Raw genomic sequence first — 14075 nt, forward strand, 5'->3', positions numbered from 1 at the left:
CGGTTGTCCGCCGGCGACGGTGGCGCATGCGATGTCCCGCATGGTCACCCCTACGCCACCATCACCCCTCTCGCCGCCCGCAGCGGAGCGGCCCGGCGGCTCATCCGCCCGGATCGGCGCTCTCGTTCCGCTGACCCCGGCCGGCTGGGTCGGGGCGGGCCGGCACCTGCTCGCCGGGCTGGAGCCGGCGGCGCACGAGGTCAGCGAGGCCGGCGGGATCGCCGGAAGACCACTCGAACTGGTGGCCCGGGACACCGCGGCTGACCCGCGCAGGGCCGCGGCGGCCGTGGACGAACTGGCCCGCCTGGGCGTGGCCGCCCTGGAGCGTACGATCCGGCCGACGGACGTCTCCGGCAGGCGTGGGGGGTGCTGGCCGAGGCCGGGATCCCCGTGGTGGTGCACTGCGGCTCCGGGCCCGCCCCCGGCAGACACACCGGCCCCGAACCCATCGCGCGCGTCCTGGCGCGGCACCCGCGACTGCGGCTGATCGTCGCGCACCTGGGCATGCCGGAGCACGAGGAGTTCCTCGGCCTCGCCGAGCGGTACGACCCGGTGCGCCTCGACACGACGATGGCGTTCACCGGCTTCACCGAAGAACTGATGCCGTTCCCCCGCCAGGCCCTGTCCCGGCTCGCCAGCCTGGGCGACCGCGTCCTGCTCGGCTCCGGCTTCCCCGACATCCCCTGTCCCTATGGGCACCGGCTCCACGCCCTGGCACGGCTGGACCTCGGCGACGAGTGGCTGCGGGCCGTGTGCCACGACAACGCGGCAGAGCTGTTCGGCCTGTCACCCCGGCAAGCCGGCGCGTGAACCGGCCGGTGCCCCGCTCGCGTACTCTCCGACGCGTATGCGGACCTGTTCGGCGTCCTCCTCCCGGTCGAGCCGGGCGTAGAGGGCTGCGGCCAGCTCTCCGGTGGCGACCGCCGCGGCGGCTTCGCCCGCCGCGGCGAGCGTTTCCGCGAGGTTGAACAGGGAGAGGGCCTCGCCGGGTTCGTCGCCCGCGGTGCGGCAGATACCGAGATCCTCGCGGATGGCGCTCTCCGACGCGGCGTACCGCTCCATGCCGCGCAGGGTGACGCCCAGGTTGTTCAGGGCGCACCCGCGCATGCGGAGCTCACCGGCCTGGCCGAAGAGGTCGGCGGCGCGGTGCAGTTGGTGCGCCGACTCCTTCGAGCGGCCGCTCTTCTCCAGCAGCAGGCCGGCCGAGTTGCGAAGCCATCCCTCGTGCACTGCGAGATCTTTGCGCCTCAGCAGTGCGGCCGCCGCCAGCAGCGCGTCGATCGCGTCGTCCGGCGCGGACTCCTCTCTGCCGAGCACCCCCCGGATGCCCGCCAACAGCCTGACGGCCTCTTCCTGCTGCTCCCCCTCCAGCAGCAGGACCGCGCGGGCGCAGGGGAGCGCGGCGGCGGCGTACCGCCGTTGGTTCCACAGTGCTGCCGCCGCGCTGGCCCACGCGTTGCCCTCGCCGGCCCGCTCGTCGAGGGCGCGCAGCAGGGCGGCCGCGCGACGGCAGATGCCGACGACCCCCGCCCAGTCCTCGGCGGACTGCATCTCCCGCCCGGCGGACGCGAGGACGTTGGCCTCGCCGGCCGGGTCACCGGCGTCCCGGAGCAGATCCGCGATGGCGAGCCAGGCGCCGGCCGCCTCGGAGTGCCGGCCGGCTTCCCCCAGGTAGCCCGCGAGGTTCGACAGGGCGTAGATCTGCCCGGCCTTGTCGCCGGCGGCCCGGAAGAGGACCTCCGCCCGCCGGAACGCGGCCGTGCTCTTCTCGAACCGTCCGGCGTCCCAGAGCGCGTTGCCGAGGTTGTACAGTGCCTTGGCCTCCATGTAGCCGTCGCCGAGCTCCCGGCACGCTCGCACGGACCGCTGGTGGACGTCGACGGACTCCGTATGGCGTCCCGCACCGCGCAAGGCGTTGCCGAGGTTGTTGAGTGCCCACTGCCGCTGCCGGGGCCATCCGATGTCGGTGTAGACCGCGATGGCCACCCGACTGTGCTCGGCCGATTCCTCGTACCGGCCCGCCGCCTTGCAGGCGATGCCCAAAGCGACCCGGATCATGGCCACTTGCTCGGGTTCGGCGCCCGGGTCCGCGGCGCCGAGCGCCGCGCGCAGGATCTCCACGGCCTCCAGCGGACGGTCCGTGTTCGACAGCGCGACCCCGTGGGCCAACAGCATCTCCAGCCGGGTATGGGCGTCGCCTCCGCTGGCGGCACGTTCCAGAGCCAGGCGGGTCAGTGTCACCAGTTCCTCGCCCGACTCCCACTGCACCAGCTGTGTGGCGAGGTTGCGGATGAGGTCGAAGGCGGCGGCCTCGTGCCCCTCGCAGTCGAGGGCGAGCCGGGCACAGGCGGCGATGTTGTCGGACTCCTCCTCCACCCAGGCCAGTGCTTCGGCCGTGCTGGTGAAGCGCTTCTCCGCCGGCACGTTGTCCAGGTGTTCCACCTGGCACCGGACCGCTGCGGCACGCCATGCGTAGAAGGTGAGCAGGCGTTGCAGCGCGGTGTCCCGCTCGCCGCGGTACTCCGGCTCCTCGCCCCGCTCCCGCGCGTAGAGCCGGACCAGGTCATGCATCGACCAGCGTTCGAGCCCGCCGGGGGTGCGCCCGCGTTCGACCAGGTGGGCGCGGGCGAGTTCAGCCAGCGTGCGTCGCGTCTCCCGGACCGGTCGCCCGGTCAGGGCCGCCACCGCCTCGGCGGCCAGATCCGGGCCGGGATGCACCGCCATGACGCGGAAGGCATGGGCCAGAGCGGGCCCCAGGTGCTGGTAGGAGAGGTCGAAGGCGGCCCGTACGGCCGGGCCGGTCCCCGGCCCCCCGCCGCCTTCGGGCGACAGTGCCTCCAACCGCTCCCGCGCGTCGGTCAGTTCCTCGATGAGATCGGTCAACGGCCGCTCGGGGTCCGCCCGCAGGATGGCCGCGATGACCAGCAGAGCCAGCGGGAGGCCGCCGCACAGGGCGGCGAGCCGTACCACCGTCGCGCGCTGGGCGCCCGATCCGCGTGGATCGGAGCGGCGGGCGACGTGCAGGGCCCGCTCGATGACCCGCGCCCCCTCCCCCGACTCCATGACCTTCACGTCGAGAAGCCGGGCGTCGAGCGTGGACAGTGTGTGGCGCGAGGTGATCAGCACACGGTGGAACCGGGTGGCGGGCAGCAGCGGGGCGACCTGACCGGCGTCGAACGCGTTGTCCAGCACGATGAGGACGGGTGAGGCCGCGCGGTCCAGGACGGTGAGGTGCCGGCGCAGCGCGGTCAGCACGTCGTCCGGGCCGGACGGTACATCGTCGTCGTGCAGGCCGAGGGACCGCAGCAACTGGGCGGCCGCCGCCGCCGGTTCCACGCGTCCGGCCGGTCCGTGACCGTGCAGGTCGACGAAGACGGCACCGCCACGGAACCACCCCTGTGCGACGGCCTCGCCCGCGGCGTGGAGTGCCAGGGCGCTCTTGCCGACGCCCGCCATCCCGGCCAGCGCCATGACGGGCACGCCCGGCTGGTGGTCCCGGCCGGTGCGGGCCGGCCGCAGGAAGTCGAGGAGCAGACGCACTTCGGTCCGCCGGCCGGTGAACGCCGCCGGAGGCGGGGGGAGGCCGGGGACCGCGCCGGAGGGGTGCGACCGGGCGGTGAGCGGCATCGCGGTGGAAAGGTGCTCGGCGCGAGCCGCGGGAACGCCGCCTCGCCGTCCGCCCGTGTCTTCGCGTGTCAGGAAGAACTGGAAGACGTCGCCCTGGATGTGGCCCGCGGCCAGGGACTGCTCCGACGCCTTGGTCACCGTCGCGGCCGCGGCCGTCTCGGGTGCGGCGCCGGGCCGGGCCGGTGGATGAGCTGGTGGGGTGCCGGGCAGGCTCAGCTCGTCTGCCCGCCCGGCAGGGTGGGGTTTTCGCGGCCCGTGTCTCCCGCCTTCGCGCCGGGAGCGCCATTGCCCCCGTGACCGGTGTTCCCGCTGCCCAGGCCCACGTTCCCCATGGTCACATCGCCGACCCGTTGCGCCGCGACGGAACCGCGGTCCGCACGGTTGCTCACGTTCCCGGCCACGGCCACGCTCGCACCCGAGGCGACGGCGCCACCGGCCGACTCCACGGCCGAGGCGGCCTCTCGTACCGCCGCGTCGAGGGCGTCGGCGAGTTCCGGGTCGTCCTGGGAGGCGGCGGTCAGCGCGTCGGCCACCCGGCGGCGCGTCAGCTCCGACACCTCGCCCGTCTCGGCCGCTGCCTCCGCCCGGGCGCGCCGCAGCGCCGAGTCGTCGCCCAGCGCCCGCGACACCAGGTCGTGCACCCTTTCCGTCGCGGCGTCCACCAGCCGGTCGACCTCCGCGTCCGCCGGGCCGGCGGCCCGGCGCGCCTTGCGCACCAGGTAGGCACACACGTACCCGACGGCGACCTCGATACCTGTCATTCCCCGCCCCCTGTCGTCTCCCCCGACGGTATTCCCGCTCGCACCCCGTCCGCAGTCGAACCACGCAAGAGCAGCTTCCCGACGGGCCGATACGCGGGGGCGCCGTTCCCGGGCAGGGATCCACAGGACCTGGGGAATCCAGCGGGACGTGGAGGAAACCAACGGGGCCTGGAGCAAGAGGCCCCGGAGAAAAGGAAGAGTCTGCTCCGGACCACGCCGAAACAGACTCTGACCTGCGTCTTCGCAAGTCGGGACGACAGGATTTGAACCTGCGACCCCTTGACCCCCAGTCAAGTGCGCTACCAAGCTGCGCCACGTCCCGTCGCGTTCTCACCGGGGGGTGCCCCGTGTGATCACGCAGGTCAACCCTACCGCACCTGGGCGGGTGCCCGTGTCGTCCCCGTCGCGGCGGGGGTCGTCGTACGGGCGGGGCGGCGGGCCGGGACGAGGAGGGCGGCGCCGGCCGCGGCCAGGCAGAGGAGGGTGAGCAGTGCCCAGCCGTGGGTGTAGCCGGAGGCGTAGGGCAGGCCGGAGGGCTGGAGGCGGCCGGTGACCAGGACGCCGGTGAGCGCGGCACCGATGGAGCCGCCGATGGTGCGGATGTTGGCGTTCATACCGGTCGCGGCGCCGGTCTGCTCGGGCGGGACGCTGCCCACGATGAGGTTGGCCATGGAGGCGAAGGCCAGCCCGATGCCCAGGCCGAACAGCCCGGCGACCACGGCTGTCTGCCACGGGGCGTCGTGCCAGAGGGTGAGGAATCCGCAGGCCAGCGCACCGAGTGCGGCACCCGTGGCGAGGAGCGCCTTGGCGCCGACGCAGGGCTCCAGACGGCCCGAGAGGACACCCGAGAGGAACATCGCCAGCAGCATCGGCAGCATGAGCAGGCCGGAGGCGGTGACGCTCGCGCCGAAGCCGTAACCGGCCGCGGACGGCGTCTGCACGAAGCCCGGCAGGAAGGACCAGATCGCGTACATGCCGGCGCCGAAGAGCAGGGCCGCCGCGTTGGTGGTCCACACCGCGGGCAGCCGCATCACGCGCAGGTCGATCAGCGGGGTGCGGGAGCGGGCCTCGGCCGTCAGCCACACGGCGAACAGCACGACGGCGGCGGCGAACAGGCCGAGCACCTTCGGCGAGCCCCAGCCCCACTGCCCGGCCTGGCTCAGCGGCAGCAGCAGCGCCACCAGCCAGGCGGAGAGCAGCCCGGCGCCGTACCAACTGACCTTCCCCTCGGCCCGCTTGGGTGATTCGGGGACGTAGCGCAGGGCGATCAGGACCGTCGCGGCGACGATCGCCACGGGGATCCAGAAGAGCCAGCGGTAGTCGAGCGCGGAGACGATCGGGCCGGCGGCCACCATGCCGACTCCGCCGCCCGCGGCGATCACGGCGGACAGGTTGCTGATGCTGCCGCTCACCTCGGCGGGCTGGAACTCGTCCCGGATGACGCCGAAGGACAGCGGGAACAGGGCGCCGCCGACGCCCTGGACGACGCGGGCGACGATGAGGACGCCGATGTCCGGGGCGAGCGCGGCGACGAGACAGCCGGCGAGGACGGCGAGCAGGACCCCGACGAGGGTGCGCTTCTTGCCGATGAGGTCGCCGACGCGGCCGAGGATCGGGGTGAAGACCGAGGCGGACAGCAGATAGGCCGTCATCACCCAGGTCGCGGTGGACTGGGAGGTGTGCAGGGCGTGCTGGACGGTCGGCAGGGCCGGCGCGATCAGCGACTGGAGCATGGAGAACACGCCCGCACCGGTCGCGAGGACCGCGAAGGTGAGGCGCGTGGACTTGCGGGGCATGAGAGAGCCTCTCCGAAGAGGGAGCGCTGTGGGTGGGTGAGAAGAGGGCGCGCCGTGGGGTGGGCGACGGGGCCTTGCCGCCCGGGCACGTCTGCCCAGGGCGCGGGCACCCCTGCGCTGCTAAAGTGGAGGTGCCCCTCCACTCTAGCGGAGGCGTACCTCCGGTTCAAGGGAACCGGATGAATGCCTCCGGTTCATCGATTCCCTCCGGGAGGCACCAGTGACGGCCACCTCGTTCCCCGTCGGCGAGATCGTGGCGGCCCGACGGCCGCACCGCAAGGACGCCGCCCGCAACTTCGACGCCCTGCTCGACGCCGCCAGGGAGGCGTTCGCGGAGCACGGCTCCGACGCCTCCCTGGAGGACATCGCCCGCCGCGCGGGCGTCGGCATCGGCACGCTGTACCGGAACTTCCCGACCCGCCGCGACCTGTTCGAGAGTGTCTACGCCGACGAGGTCGACGCACTGTGCCGGACGGCCGTGGAGCTCGCGGACCTGCAACCGTGGGAGGCGCTGACGGCCTGGCTGGACCGGTTCGCCGGCTACATGGTCACCAAGCGCGCGGTGCGTGAGGCGCTGAACGACGAGTCGCAGATCTTCCAGACCTGCCGCGAGTCGATGTACTCGGCCGGCGGCCCGCTGCTGGAACGCGCCCAGCGGGCGGGCGTGGCCCGCACCGACATGGACTTCACCGACCTGCTGCGGATGGTCGCCGGCATCACGGCCACGGCGTTCGACGACGACGCCCAGCGCGACCGGGTTCTCGCGATCGCCCTGGACGGCGTCCGCACCGGCCGCTGACCCGCCCGCCCGCAGGCGCACCCGCGCCCCTTACTTGATCAGCGCGTTCGCCACCACCACGATCACCCCGAGCAGCGCGTCCCCCATCCCGACGAGAACGGCCTTCGGCCACCGCCGCGCCGACCAGCGGGCGGTGAGGAGGCCGAGCACGAACAGGATCACGATGTTGAGGGCGAACGCCGCGTACTCGACGCCCTTCGCGGGGAACCAGCCCAGGCGCGCGCCCGCGAGCAGGACGACCGTGGGCAGCACGGCCGCGACCAGCGGCCACTCGTCGCGCAGCGCGCGCAGCCCGTCCCACCGGCCGTGCGGGGCGCGCTCGGCGATGTAGTGGGCGTAGCCGTGGGCGAGGGCGGAGGCGAGCGCGGTCACCAGCACCCAGGCCGCGTCGTAGCCGCGGACCTTCGCGGACGTGTGCCCGTACTGGGTGAGCGCCGCCACCATCGAGCTGGCGAGGACGGCGCCGTACACCCCGCCGAAGAGCACGGCCTCACGGGTGTCGTGCTGCCGGGAAGATGCCGTGCCGACCGCCGTGGAGTCAGCCATGTCTCCCACGATCACCCGTGCCGGGTCCGTCCGCCAGTCCGCGCGGACCGACGAAGTGTCCTCCGACCAGCCCCGATGCCCCACACACTGTCGGCCGCGGGGCGCGGTCGGCGCTGGTTAGGGTCACCGCATGACGCACAGCTTCGCGCTCCACATCCCCGACGCCGCCCTCACCCCCGAGCCCTTCGACCCGGAGCAGATCGTCTCCGGGAACCCGGAGGTGACAGGGAAGGTGGTCTGGGAGTCACCGGACGGCCGGCAGATCCGCGGCATCTGGCAGATCACACCAGGCGTGGTCACCGACACGGAGGCGGACGAGCTGTTCGTGGTGATCAGCGGTTCGGCGACGATCGAGGTCGCGGACGGGCCGACGCTGAGGGTGGGACCGGGCGACATGGCGGTGCTGCGCGCGGGCGACCGTACGACGTGGACGGTGCACGAGACGCTGCGCAAGGCGTACGCCATCAACCTCTGAGCGCGCCGTCGCCCCCCCCCGCTTCGCCCTCGTCCCCCGCTTCGCCGTCAGCCTCCCGGTTCGCCGCAGGGCGGCGCCGTGGTCCCCCGGATCTCCAGCGTCGGCACGGCGAGGTGGACGCCGCCCTCGCCGTCCGGCCGCTCGAACCGGTCCAGCAGGCAGCGGGCGGCGCGCCGGCCGATCTCGTAGGGGGCCGCGTCGACCGTGGTCAGCCACACATGCCGCAGCCGGGAGATGCTGGTGTTGTCGTAGCCGGCCACCGACAGGTCGCGCGGCACCCGCAGGCCCAGCTCCTCGGCGGCCGAGAGGGCGCCCACCGCGGCCATGTCGTTGACGGCGAACAGTGCCGTCGGCCGCTCGGGGCGGCTGAGCAGGCGTACGGTCCCCCGGTAGCCGCCCTCCTCGGTCAGATCGCCCCGCTCGACGACCGGTTCGGCGCCGTGGGCCCGCATCGCCGCCTCGAAGCCCCGCCTGCGCAGCGCGCCGACCGCGCCGTGGCCCGCGAGATGGGCGATCCGGCGGTGGCCGAGCCCGAGCAGGTGCTCGGTGGCGAGCCGGGCCCCGTGCTCGTCGTCGCCGGCGACGACGTCCACGCGCTCCGGCCGGGGTTCACGGGCGCCCGCCACCACCACCGGCATGCGCCGCGCGAGCGCGCCGAGACCGCCCGCGTCGGGGACCGTGCCGACGATCACCAGCCCGTCGACACCGAGCTCCAGGAACGGTTCGGCGAGGTCGTGACCCATCCGCCGGTTCAGCCGGGCGTCGGCGAGCAGCATGTGCAGACCGGCGGCGTGCACCAGGGAGTTGAGGCCGTCGAGGAGGTCGACGAACCAGGGGTTGCGCAGATCGTCCAGGAGGACACCGACCATGCGGGTCCCCCCGCCGGAGGGGGGCAGAGCACGCTGTTCGCTCAGGCTGCGGGCGGCCGCGTTGGGCCGGTAGCCCAGCTCGCGCGCGGCGCGCAGCACGGCCTCCCGCTTCTCCTGGCTCACCGGTCCCGAACCGCGCAGCACCAGCGAGACCAGCGACTTGGACACGGCGGCACGTTCGGCCACATCACGGATCGTCGGCGGTCTCATGACTTGGACCGTTCCATGCGGCGTGCCGTCCTGTCAAAGGGTTGACACCCTGGCCATGTCAGCACAAAGGTGGCCTGGACCGAGCAGGGGCCGGCGAGAAGGACCGGCCGTATGGACCGGTCCAACGGCTGTCGCGAAGGGGCTGTCATGGTGGACGAGCTGGGTGTCGCCGTCGTCGGGTTCGGCTGGATGGGCCGGGTGCACACCCAGGCGTACGCCCGTCTCCCGCACCACTATCCGCAGTCCCCGCGCCCTCGGCTGATCACGGTCGCCGAGGAGGTGCCGGGACGGGCCGAGGAGGCCGCCGAGCGGTTCGGCTTCGCCACCGCGACCCGCGACTGGCGCGAGGTGGCCGCCGACCCGCGGGTACGGGCCGTCAGCATCACCGCCCCGAACTTCCTGCACCGCGAGATCGGCGTGGCGATGGCGGAGGCGGGCAAGCACATCTGGATCGAGAAGCCGGTCGGGCTGACCGCCGAGGACGCCCGCGCGGTCGCCGACGCGGTCGCCAAGGCCGGCGTGCAGGGCGCGGTCGGCTTCAACTACCGCAACGCGCCCGCCGTCGAGGCCGCCCGCGACCTGATCGCCTCCGGGGAGCTCGGCACGGTGACCCACGTCCGCATCCGGCTGTTCAGCGACTACGCGGCCCATCCGGACGGCGCCCTGACCTGGCGGTACGAGCGGGCGCGCGGCGGCAGCGGGGTGCTCGGGGACCTCGCCTCGCACGGCGCCGACCTGGCCCGCTTCCTGCTCGGCGCCATCACCTCGCTCACCGCCGACACCGCCGTCTTCGTCCCGGAGCGCGCCCGGCCGACCGGCGCCACCGCCGGCCACGCCCGTGCCTCGGGCGGCGAACCCGGCCCGGTGGAGAACGAGGACTACGTGAGCTGCCTGCTGCGCTTCGCCTCCGGCGCGCGCGGGGTGCTGGAGGCCTGCCGGGTCTCGGTCGGCGAGCAGAACAACTACGGCTTCGAGGTGCACGGCACGAGGGGAGCGGTCTTCTGGGACTTCCGGCGGATGAACGAGCTGGCGGTGAGCCGGGGTTCGACGTACCAGGACCAGCCCGTGAGCACGGTGTACGTCGGCCCGGGGGCCGGTGAGTTCGCGGCGTTCCAGCCGGGGGCGGCCCATGCGATGGGGTACGACGACCTGAAGGTGATCGAGGCGTACCGGTTCGTGCGGTCCGTCGCCGAGGGCGTGCCGTACGGGGCGACGCTGGGGGACGCGGTGGCGAGTGCGGCTGTGCTGGATGCGATGACGCGCTCGGCTCAGCGGGGTTCCTGGGTGGACGTCGGGTCGGGCTGAGCGCGCGGCTCGGGGCGCCGCGGTGTGCCGTCAAGGCGTCCGCGGCACCGCCGTAGTGGTGCGCGCCCACGCGGCGGCGGCCGGACGTCAGCGGAGCTCCGCGCCCCTGGGGGACGCCTTCCCGCTCAGCTCGTTCACCCCCGCGACCAGCGCCTCGACCACCTGAGGCGGCGGGGTGCCGGTGCCCCCGCTGGTGCGGGCCAGGAGCGGGAGTTCCACCTGGACGCCGCCGAGGCGCGTCAGGTTCACCGGGTTTCGGGGGTGCACCCCCCGCAGGGCGGCCGGGATCTCCGTCAGGTCGGTGACCGCCGGGAAGTGCGGGACGTGCTCGGTGAACGCCTCGGCGAGGACGTGGGCCGCGTCGCGGTTGCCGCCGCCGAGGAAGACGGCGTGCGGCGCCGCGGATCGCATATGGCCGTGCAGGGAGACCGTGAGGGAGACCCGCTCAAGGAACTCCCGCAGCAGCGCGCAGGGGGCGCCCGCCCAGCGCGGCGACGTGATGTGCACGGGCCGCCGGACCCCTGGCTGGGTGAAGACGAGGCTGGTGGCACCGCACCGGCGGGCCACCGACTCGGCGAGCTGGGCCGTACCCCCTTCGTTGCTGCCGTGCAGGGCGAGCAGCCCGATGCCGGCGCCGCCCGGGACGAGGGTCGCGACCATCGGTACGCCCTCGATCTCCACCTGTTCCGTACGTGTCATCGCTCCCCCTCTAACGGTCCGCCGGCCCCGGCAGGTTGTACGGCGTGACGACCTGGATCGCCGACGGTAGCAGCGGCCCGGCGGGCGGCAGGGCGCCGTGGAAGCGCATCACCGCGTGGCAGGCCTCGCGCAGATCGTGCCGCAGGTCGTGGTGGAGCACGGCGGACAGCCGGTGCTCGCGCAGGAGCCGGGTGTTGTCGTGGTCGAGGTCGTGGGCGATGAACACCGCGCACGCGCGGCCGGCGTCGGCGAAGGCGCGCAGGGTGGCGTTGTTGCCGCCGCCGATCGAGTACACGGCCCGGATCCCGGGGTCCCGTTCCAGGGCGGCGCGGACCAGGTCGTACTGGGTGGCGTCCAGGCCCTGGCCCTCGGCGATCTCCACCAGGGTGCGCTGCGGGTGCCGGGCCCGCATGCCACTCCTGAACCCCATCTCGCGCTCCTCCTCGTTGCGGAAGAAGCCGCTGCTGAGGCTGGTGAGGACATTGCCGGGGCGGTCACCGAGCCACTGGCCCATGAGGTAGGCGGCGGTGGCCCCGGCGGCCCGGTTGTCGCTGCCGACGTAGCCGAGCCGGCCGCTGGCGGGCAGGTCGGTGACCAGGGTGACGACCGGGATGCCGGCCGCGGTGAGCCGGCCCACGGCCGCGGTGACCTCCGGGACGTCCGGGGCCTTGAGGATCACGCCCTGGGAGCCGCGCCGGGCGATCCGGTCCAGCGTGCCGACCTGCTCGGCGGCCGGGCCGGTCTCGCGGAAGTGGAAGCGGGAGCGGACCACGGCCGGATGCAGGGACGGCAGTTCGGCCTCCAGGGCGGCGCGCACCGCCGTGCTGAACCGCTCGGGGGCCTGCACCACGATGTCGACCATGAAGGTACGGCCGACCAGCCGCACCTGGGTGCGCTGCCGGTCGAGATCGGCGATGGCCCGGCGCACCTCCTGCGCGGTGCTCTCGCGCACCCCTCCCCTGCCGTTCAGCACCCGGTCCACGGTGGCCTCGCTGAGGCCCGCCTGACGTGCGATCTCCCGGATGGGGAACGGGTGGCCCATGGACCGACTCCTTGAGGGGTTTTTGATGGCTTCCTGCTGGTTGTTCGAGGGGTTTGTACTGACAAGAATGACAGGGCTGCGCCGTTCCTGTGACCGAAAGAGGGACACCGATGTCCGTCGCCGCCGTATCCGGCCGGGTCTGGCTGTCCGAACAGGACCGCGACCTCGAAGCCTTCCGCGCGCTCGTCGACCGGGTCACCGCCGTGTTCGAGGCGCTGATCGCCGAACAGCGGGTCTCGGGGACCGGGGCCGGCGACCACTTCGCCGGGCCGCGCGCCAACGACCGGGTGTGGAACGCGCTGGAGAAGACGGCCCTGTACGCCCCGGAGGCGTTCGCCGACTACGACGCCAACGACGTCCTGGCCCTGGTCTCCTCGGCCTGGCTGGGCCCCCGCTACCAGGTCACCTCGCAGGTCAACGTGGTCAACCCGGGCGCCGCCGGCCAGACCGCGCACCGGGACCACCACCTCGGGTTCCTGGGCCACGCGGTGGCCGCCGCCTACCCCGCGCAGGTGCACCGCCTCTCCCCCGCGCTCACGCTGCAGGGCGCGGTCGCCCACTGCGACATGCCGGTGGAGTCGGGACCGACGCGCTACCTGCCGTACTCGCAGCTGTACGAACCGGGCTACCTGGCGTGGCGGCTCCCGGAGTTCCAGGCGTACTTCGAGGCTCAGCACGTCCAGCTCCCGCTCGCCCGGGGCGACGCGGCCTTCTTCAGCCCCGCGCTCTTCCACGCCGCCGGCACCGACCGCACGGCCGACGTGCGCCGCACGGCCAACCTGCTCCAGGTGTCCTCCGCCTTCGGGCGTGCGATGGAGTCGGTCGACCGTGAGGCCGTCGCCGACGCCGTGTTCCCGGTGCTGCTGCGGCGCGCGGCCCAGGGTGCCGGCGAGGAGTGGCTGGAGAACGTGATCGCGGCGAGCGCCGAGGGCTACCCCTTCCCGGCCAACCTCGACAGCGATCCCCCGGTGGACGGTCTGGCCCCGCCGGCGCCGGCGGACGTGCTGCGGCGGGCGGTGCGCGAGGCAGGGGCCCCGCAGCGGCTCCGGGCGGAGCTGCGGGCCGGTACGGAACGCCGGGAGAGCTGAGGAGGGGGCGATGCGGGTCAGGGGACTTCTCGACGGGCTGCTCCGGGGAAAGACCGTCCTGGTCAACGGCGGCAGTCAGGGGGTCGGTGCCGCGATCGCGCGGGCCGCCGTCCGTGCGGGCGCCGCGGTGGCGGTCACCGGACGCCGCACCGAACCGGGTGAGGCGCTGACGGCCGAGCTGGCGTCGGCCGGGGGCCGGGCGATGTTCGTGCGCGCCGACCTGGCGGACGCCGAGCAGGCCAAGGCGGCGGTGGCCGAGGTGGTCGACGCCTTCGGCCGGATCGACTGTCTGGTGAACTCGGCGGGGCTGACCTCCCGGGGCACGCTGCTGGACACCACGCCGGAGCTGTTCGACGCGCACATCGCGATCAACCTCAAGGGTCCGTTCTTCGCCATGCAGGCGGCGGTCGCCGACATGGTGGCCCGCAAGGCGCCCGGCACGATCGTCAACATCATCACCTCGTCGGCGCACGGCGGCCAGCCGTTCCTGGCGCCGTACGTCGCCGCCAAGGCGGGCCTCGTGGGCCTCACCCGCAACGCCGCCCACGCCCACCGCTGGGACCGGATCCGGATCAACGGCCTGAACATCGGCTGGACCGCGACGGAGGGCGAGGACGCCACCCAGCGGGCCTTCCACGGCGCCGGCGACGACTGGCGGGAGCAGGCCGCGGCGCGGCTGCCGATGGGCAGGCTCGGCCAACCGGACGAGATCGCCGACTTCGTGGTGTTCCTGCTGTCCGACCGGTCGGGGGTGGTCACGGGGTCGGTGATCGACTGGGACCAGAACGTTCTCGGCGGACTCGACTGACAGGAACCGGCTCGTCCGGCGACCGAGGACGAGCCCGAAGACCGCACGGG

Annotated in this window: 12 protein-coding genes, 1 tRNA gene and 2 pseudogenes; 7 read left to right on the top strand and 8 right to left on the bottom strand. The window is 73.7% G+C overall.

Annotation, left to right across the window (positions count from 1 at the left end; all coding sequences use genetic code 11):
• Positions 1-31 precede the first annotated feature (31 nt).
• A pseudogene (locus IE244_RS25635) lies at positions 32-322 on the top strand (ABC transporter substrate-binding protein); the annotation flags it as partial.
• Positions 322-810: pseudogene (locus IE244_RS25640) on the top strand (amidohydrolase family protein); the annotation flags it as partial. The pseudogenes IE244_RS25635 and IE244_RS25640, both read left to right, overlap by 1 nt.
• Here IE244_RS25640 and IE244_RS25645 read toward each other — a convergent pair.
• The 4 genes from IE244_RS25645 to IE244_RS25660 all read right to left on the bottom strand — a co-directional run bounded on the left by IE244_RS25645 (position 787) and on the right by IE244_RS25660 (position 6184).
• Positions 787-3765, bottom strand: coding sequence for an ATP-binding protein (locus tag IE244_RS25645; RefSeq protein ID WP_191875929.1), 2979 nt, complete (start codon positions 3763-3765; stop codon positions 787-789). The pseudogene IE244_RS25640 and the gene IE244_RS25645 overlap by 24 nt on opposite strands.
• A gap of 74 nt (positions 3766-3839) precedes the next feature.
• Positions 3840-4388, bottom strand: coding sequence for a chromosome partitioning protein (locus IE244_RS25650; RefSeq protein WP_191875930.1), 549 nt, complete (start codon positions 4386-4388; stop codon positions 3840-3842).
• 248 nt (positions 4389-4636) lie between these two features.
• Positions 4637-4710 (bottom strand) — tRNA-Pro (locus IE244_RS25655).
• Between the two features lie 46 nt (positions 4711-4756).
• The gene (locus IE244_RS25660) at positions 4757-6184 is read right to left on the bottom strand and encodes an MFS transporter (RefSeq protein WP_191875931.1); all 1428 of its coding nucleotides are present in this window, start codon (positions 6182-6184) and stop codon (positions 4757-4759) included.
• A 220-nt stretch (positions 6185-6404) separates the two neighbouring features.
• On the opposite strand from IE244_RS25660, the gene IE244_RS25665 reads away from it, so the two are divergent.
• Positions 6405-6983, top strand: coding sequence for a TetR/AcrR family transcriptional regulator (locus IE244_RS25665; protein ID WP_191875932.1), 579 nt, complete (start codon positions 6405-6407; stop codon positions 6981-6983).
• Between the two features lie 30 nt (positions 6984-7013).
• Here the strand turns inward: IE244_RS25665 and IE244_RS25670 are convergent, their stop codons facing one another.
• A complete protein-coding gene (locus IE244_RS25670) occupies positions 7014-7529 on the bottom strand; it encodes a hypothetical protein (RefSeq protein ID WP_191875933.1) in 516 nt (171 codons plus the stop codon).
• A gap of 130 nt (positions 7530-7659) precedes the next feature.
• Here IE244_RS25670 and IE244_RS25675 point away from each other — a divergent pair, with 130 nt between their 5' ends.
• Complete coding sequence (locus tag IE244_RS25675) at positions 7660-8004, top strand: cupin domain-containing protein (protein WP_191875934.1); 345 nt, start codon at positions 7660-7662, stop codon at positions 8002-8004.
• A 47-nt stretch (positions 8005-8051) separates the two neighbouring features.
• Here the strand turns inward: IE244_RS25675 and IE244_RS25680 are convergent, their stop codons facing one another.
• On the bottom strand, positions 8052-9083 hold the full coding sequence (locus IE244_RS25680) for a LacI family DNA-binding transcriptional regulator (protein ID WP_191875935.1): 1032 nt from the start codon (positions 9081-9083) through the stop codon (positions 8052-8054).
• A 147-nt stretch (positions 9084-9230) separates the two neighbouring features.
• Here IE244_RS25680 and IE244_RS25685 point away from each other — a divergent pair, with 147 nt between their 5' ends.
• Positions 9231-10388, top strand: a complete 1158-nt coding sequence (locus IE244_RS25685) for a Gfo/Idh/MocA family protein (protein WP_191875936.1) — start codon at positions 9231-9233, stop codon at positions 10386-10388.
• Between the two features lie 87 nt (positions 10389-10475).
• Here the strand turns inward: IE244_RS25685 and IE244_RS25690 are convergent, their stop codons facing one another.
• Complete coding sequence (locus IE244_RS25690) at positions 10476-11087, bottom strand: poly-gamma-glutamate hydrolase family protein (RefSeq protein ID WP_191875937.1); 612 nt, start codon at positions 11085-11087, stop codon at positions 10476-10478.
• Positions 11088-11097: 10 nt separating this feature from the next.
• On the bottom strand, positions 11098-12129 hold the full coding sequence (locus IE244_RS25695; RefSeq protein ID WP_191875938.1) for a LacI family DNA-binding transcriptional regulator: 1032 nt from the start codon (positions 12127-12129) through the stop codon (positions 11098-11100).
• Between the two features lie 110 nt (positions 12130-12239).
• On the opposite strand from IE244_RS25695, the gene IE244_RS25700 reads away from it, so the two are divergent.
• Together IE244_RS25700 and IE244_RS25705 are read left to right on the top strand one after the other, a co-directional pair.
• Positions 12240-13217 carry a phytanoyl-CoA dioxygenase family protein gene (locus tag IE244_RS25700; protein WP_191875939.1) on the top strand — a complete coding sequence of 326 codons (978 nt, stop codon included), beginning with the start codon at positions 12240-12242 and terminating at the stop codon, positions 13215-13217.
• A 10-nt stretch (positions 13218-13227) separates the two neighbouring features.
• Complete coding sequence (locus IE244_RS25705; RefSeq protein ID WP_191875940.1) at positions 13228-14025, top strand: SDR family oxidoreductase; 798 nt, start codon at positions 13228-13230, stop codon at positions 14023-14025.
• Positions 14026-14075 lie beyond the last annotated feature (50 nt).

Origin of the sequence: Streptomyces filipinensis (assembly GCF_014649495.1) — a bacterium.
Taxonomy (GTDB): domain Bacteria; phylum Actinomycetota; class Actinomycetes; order Streptomycetales; family Streptomycetaceae; genus Streptomyces; species Streptomyces filipinensis.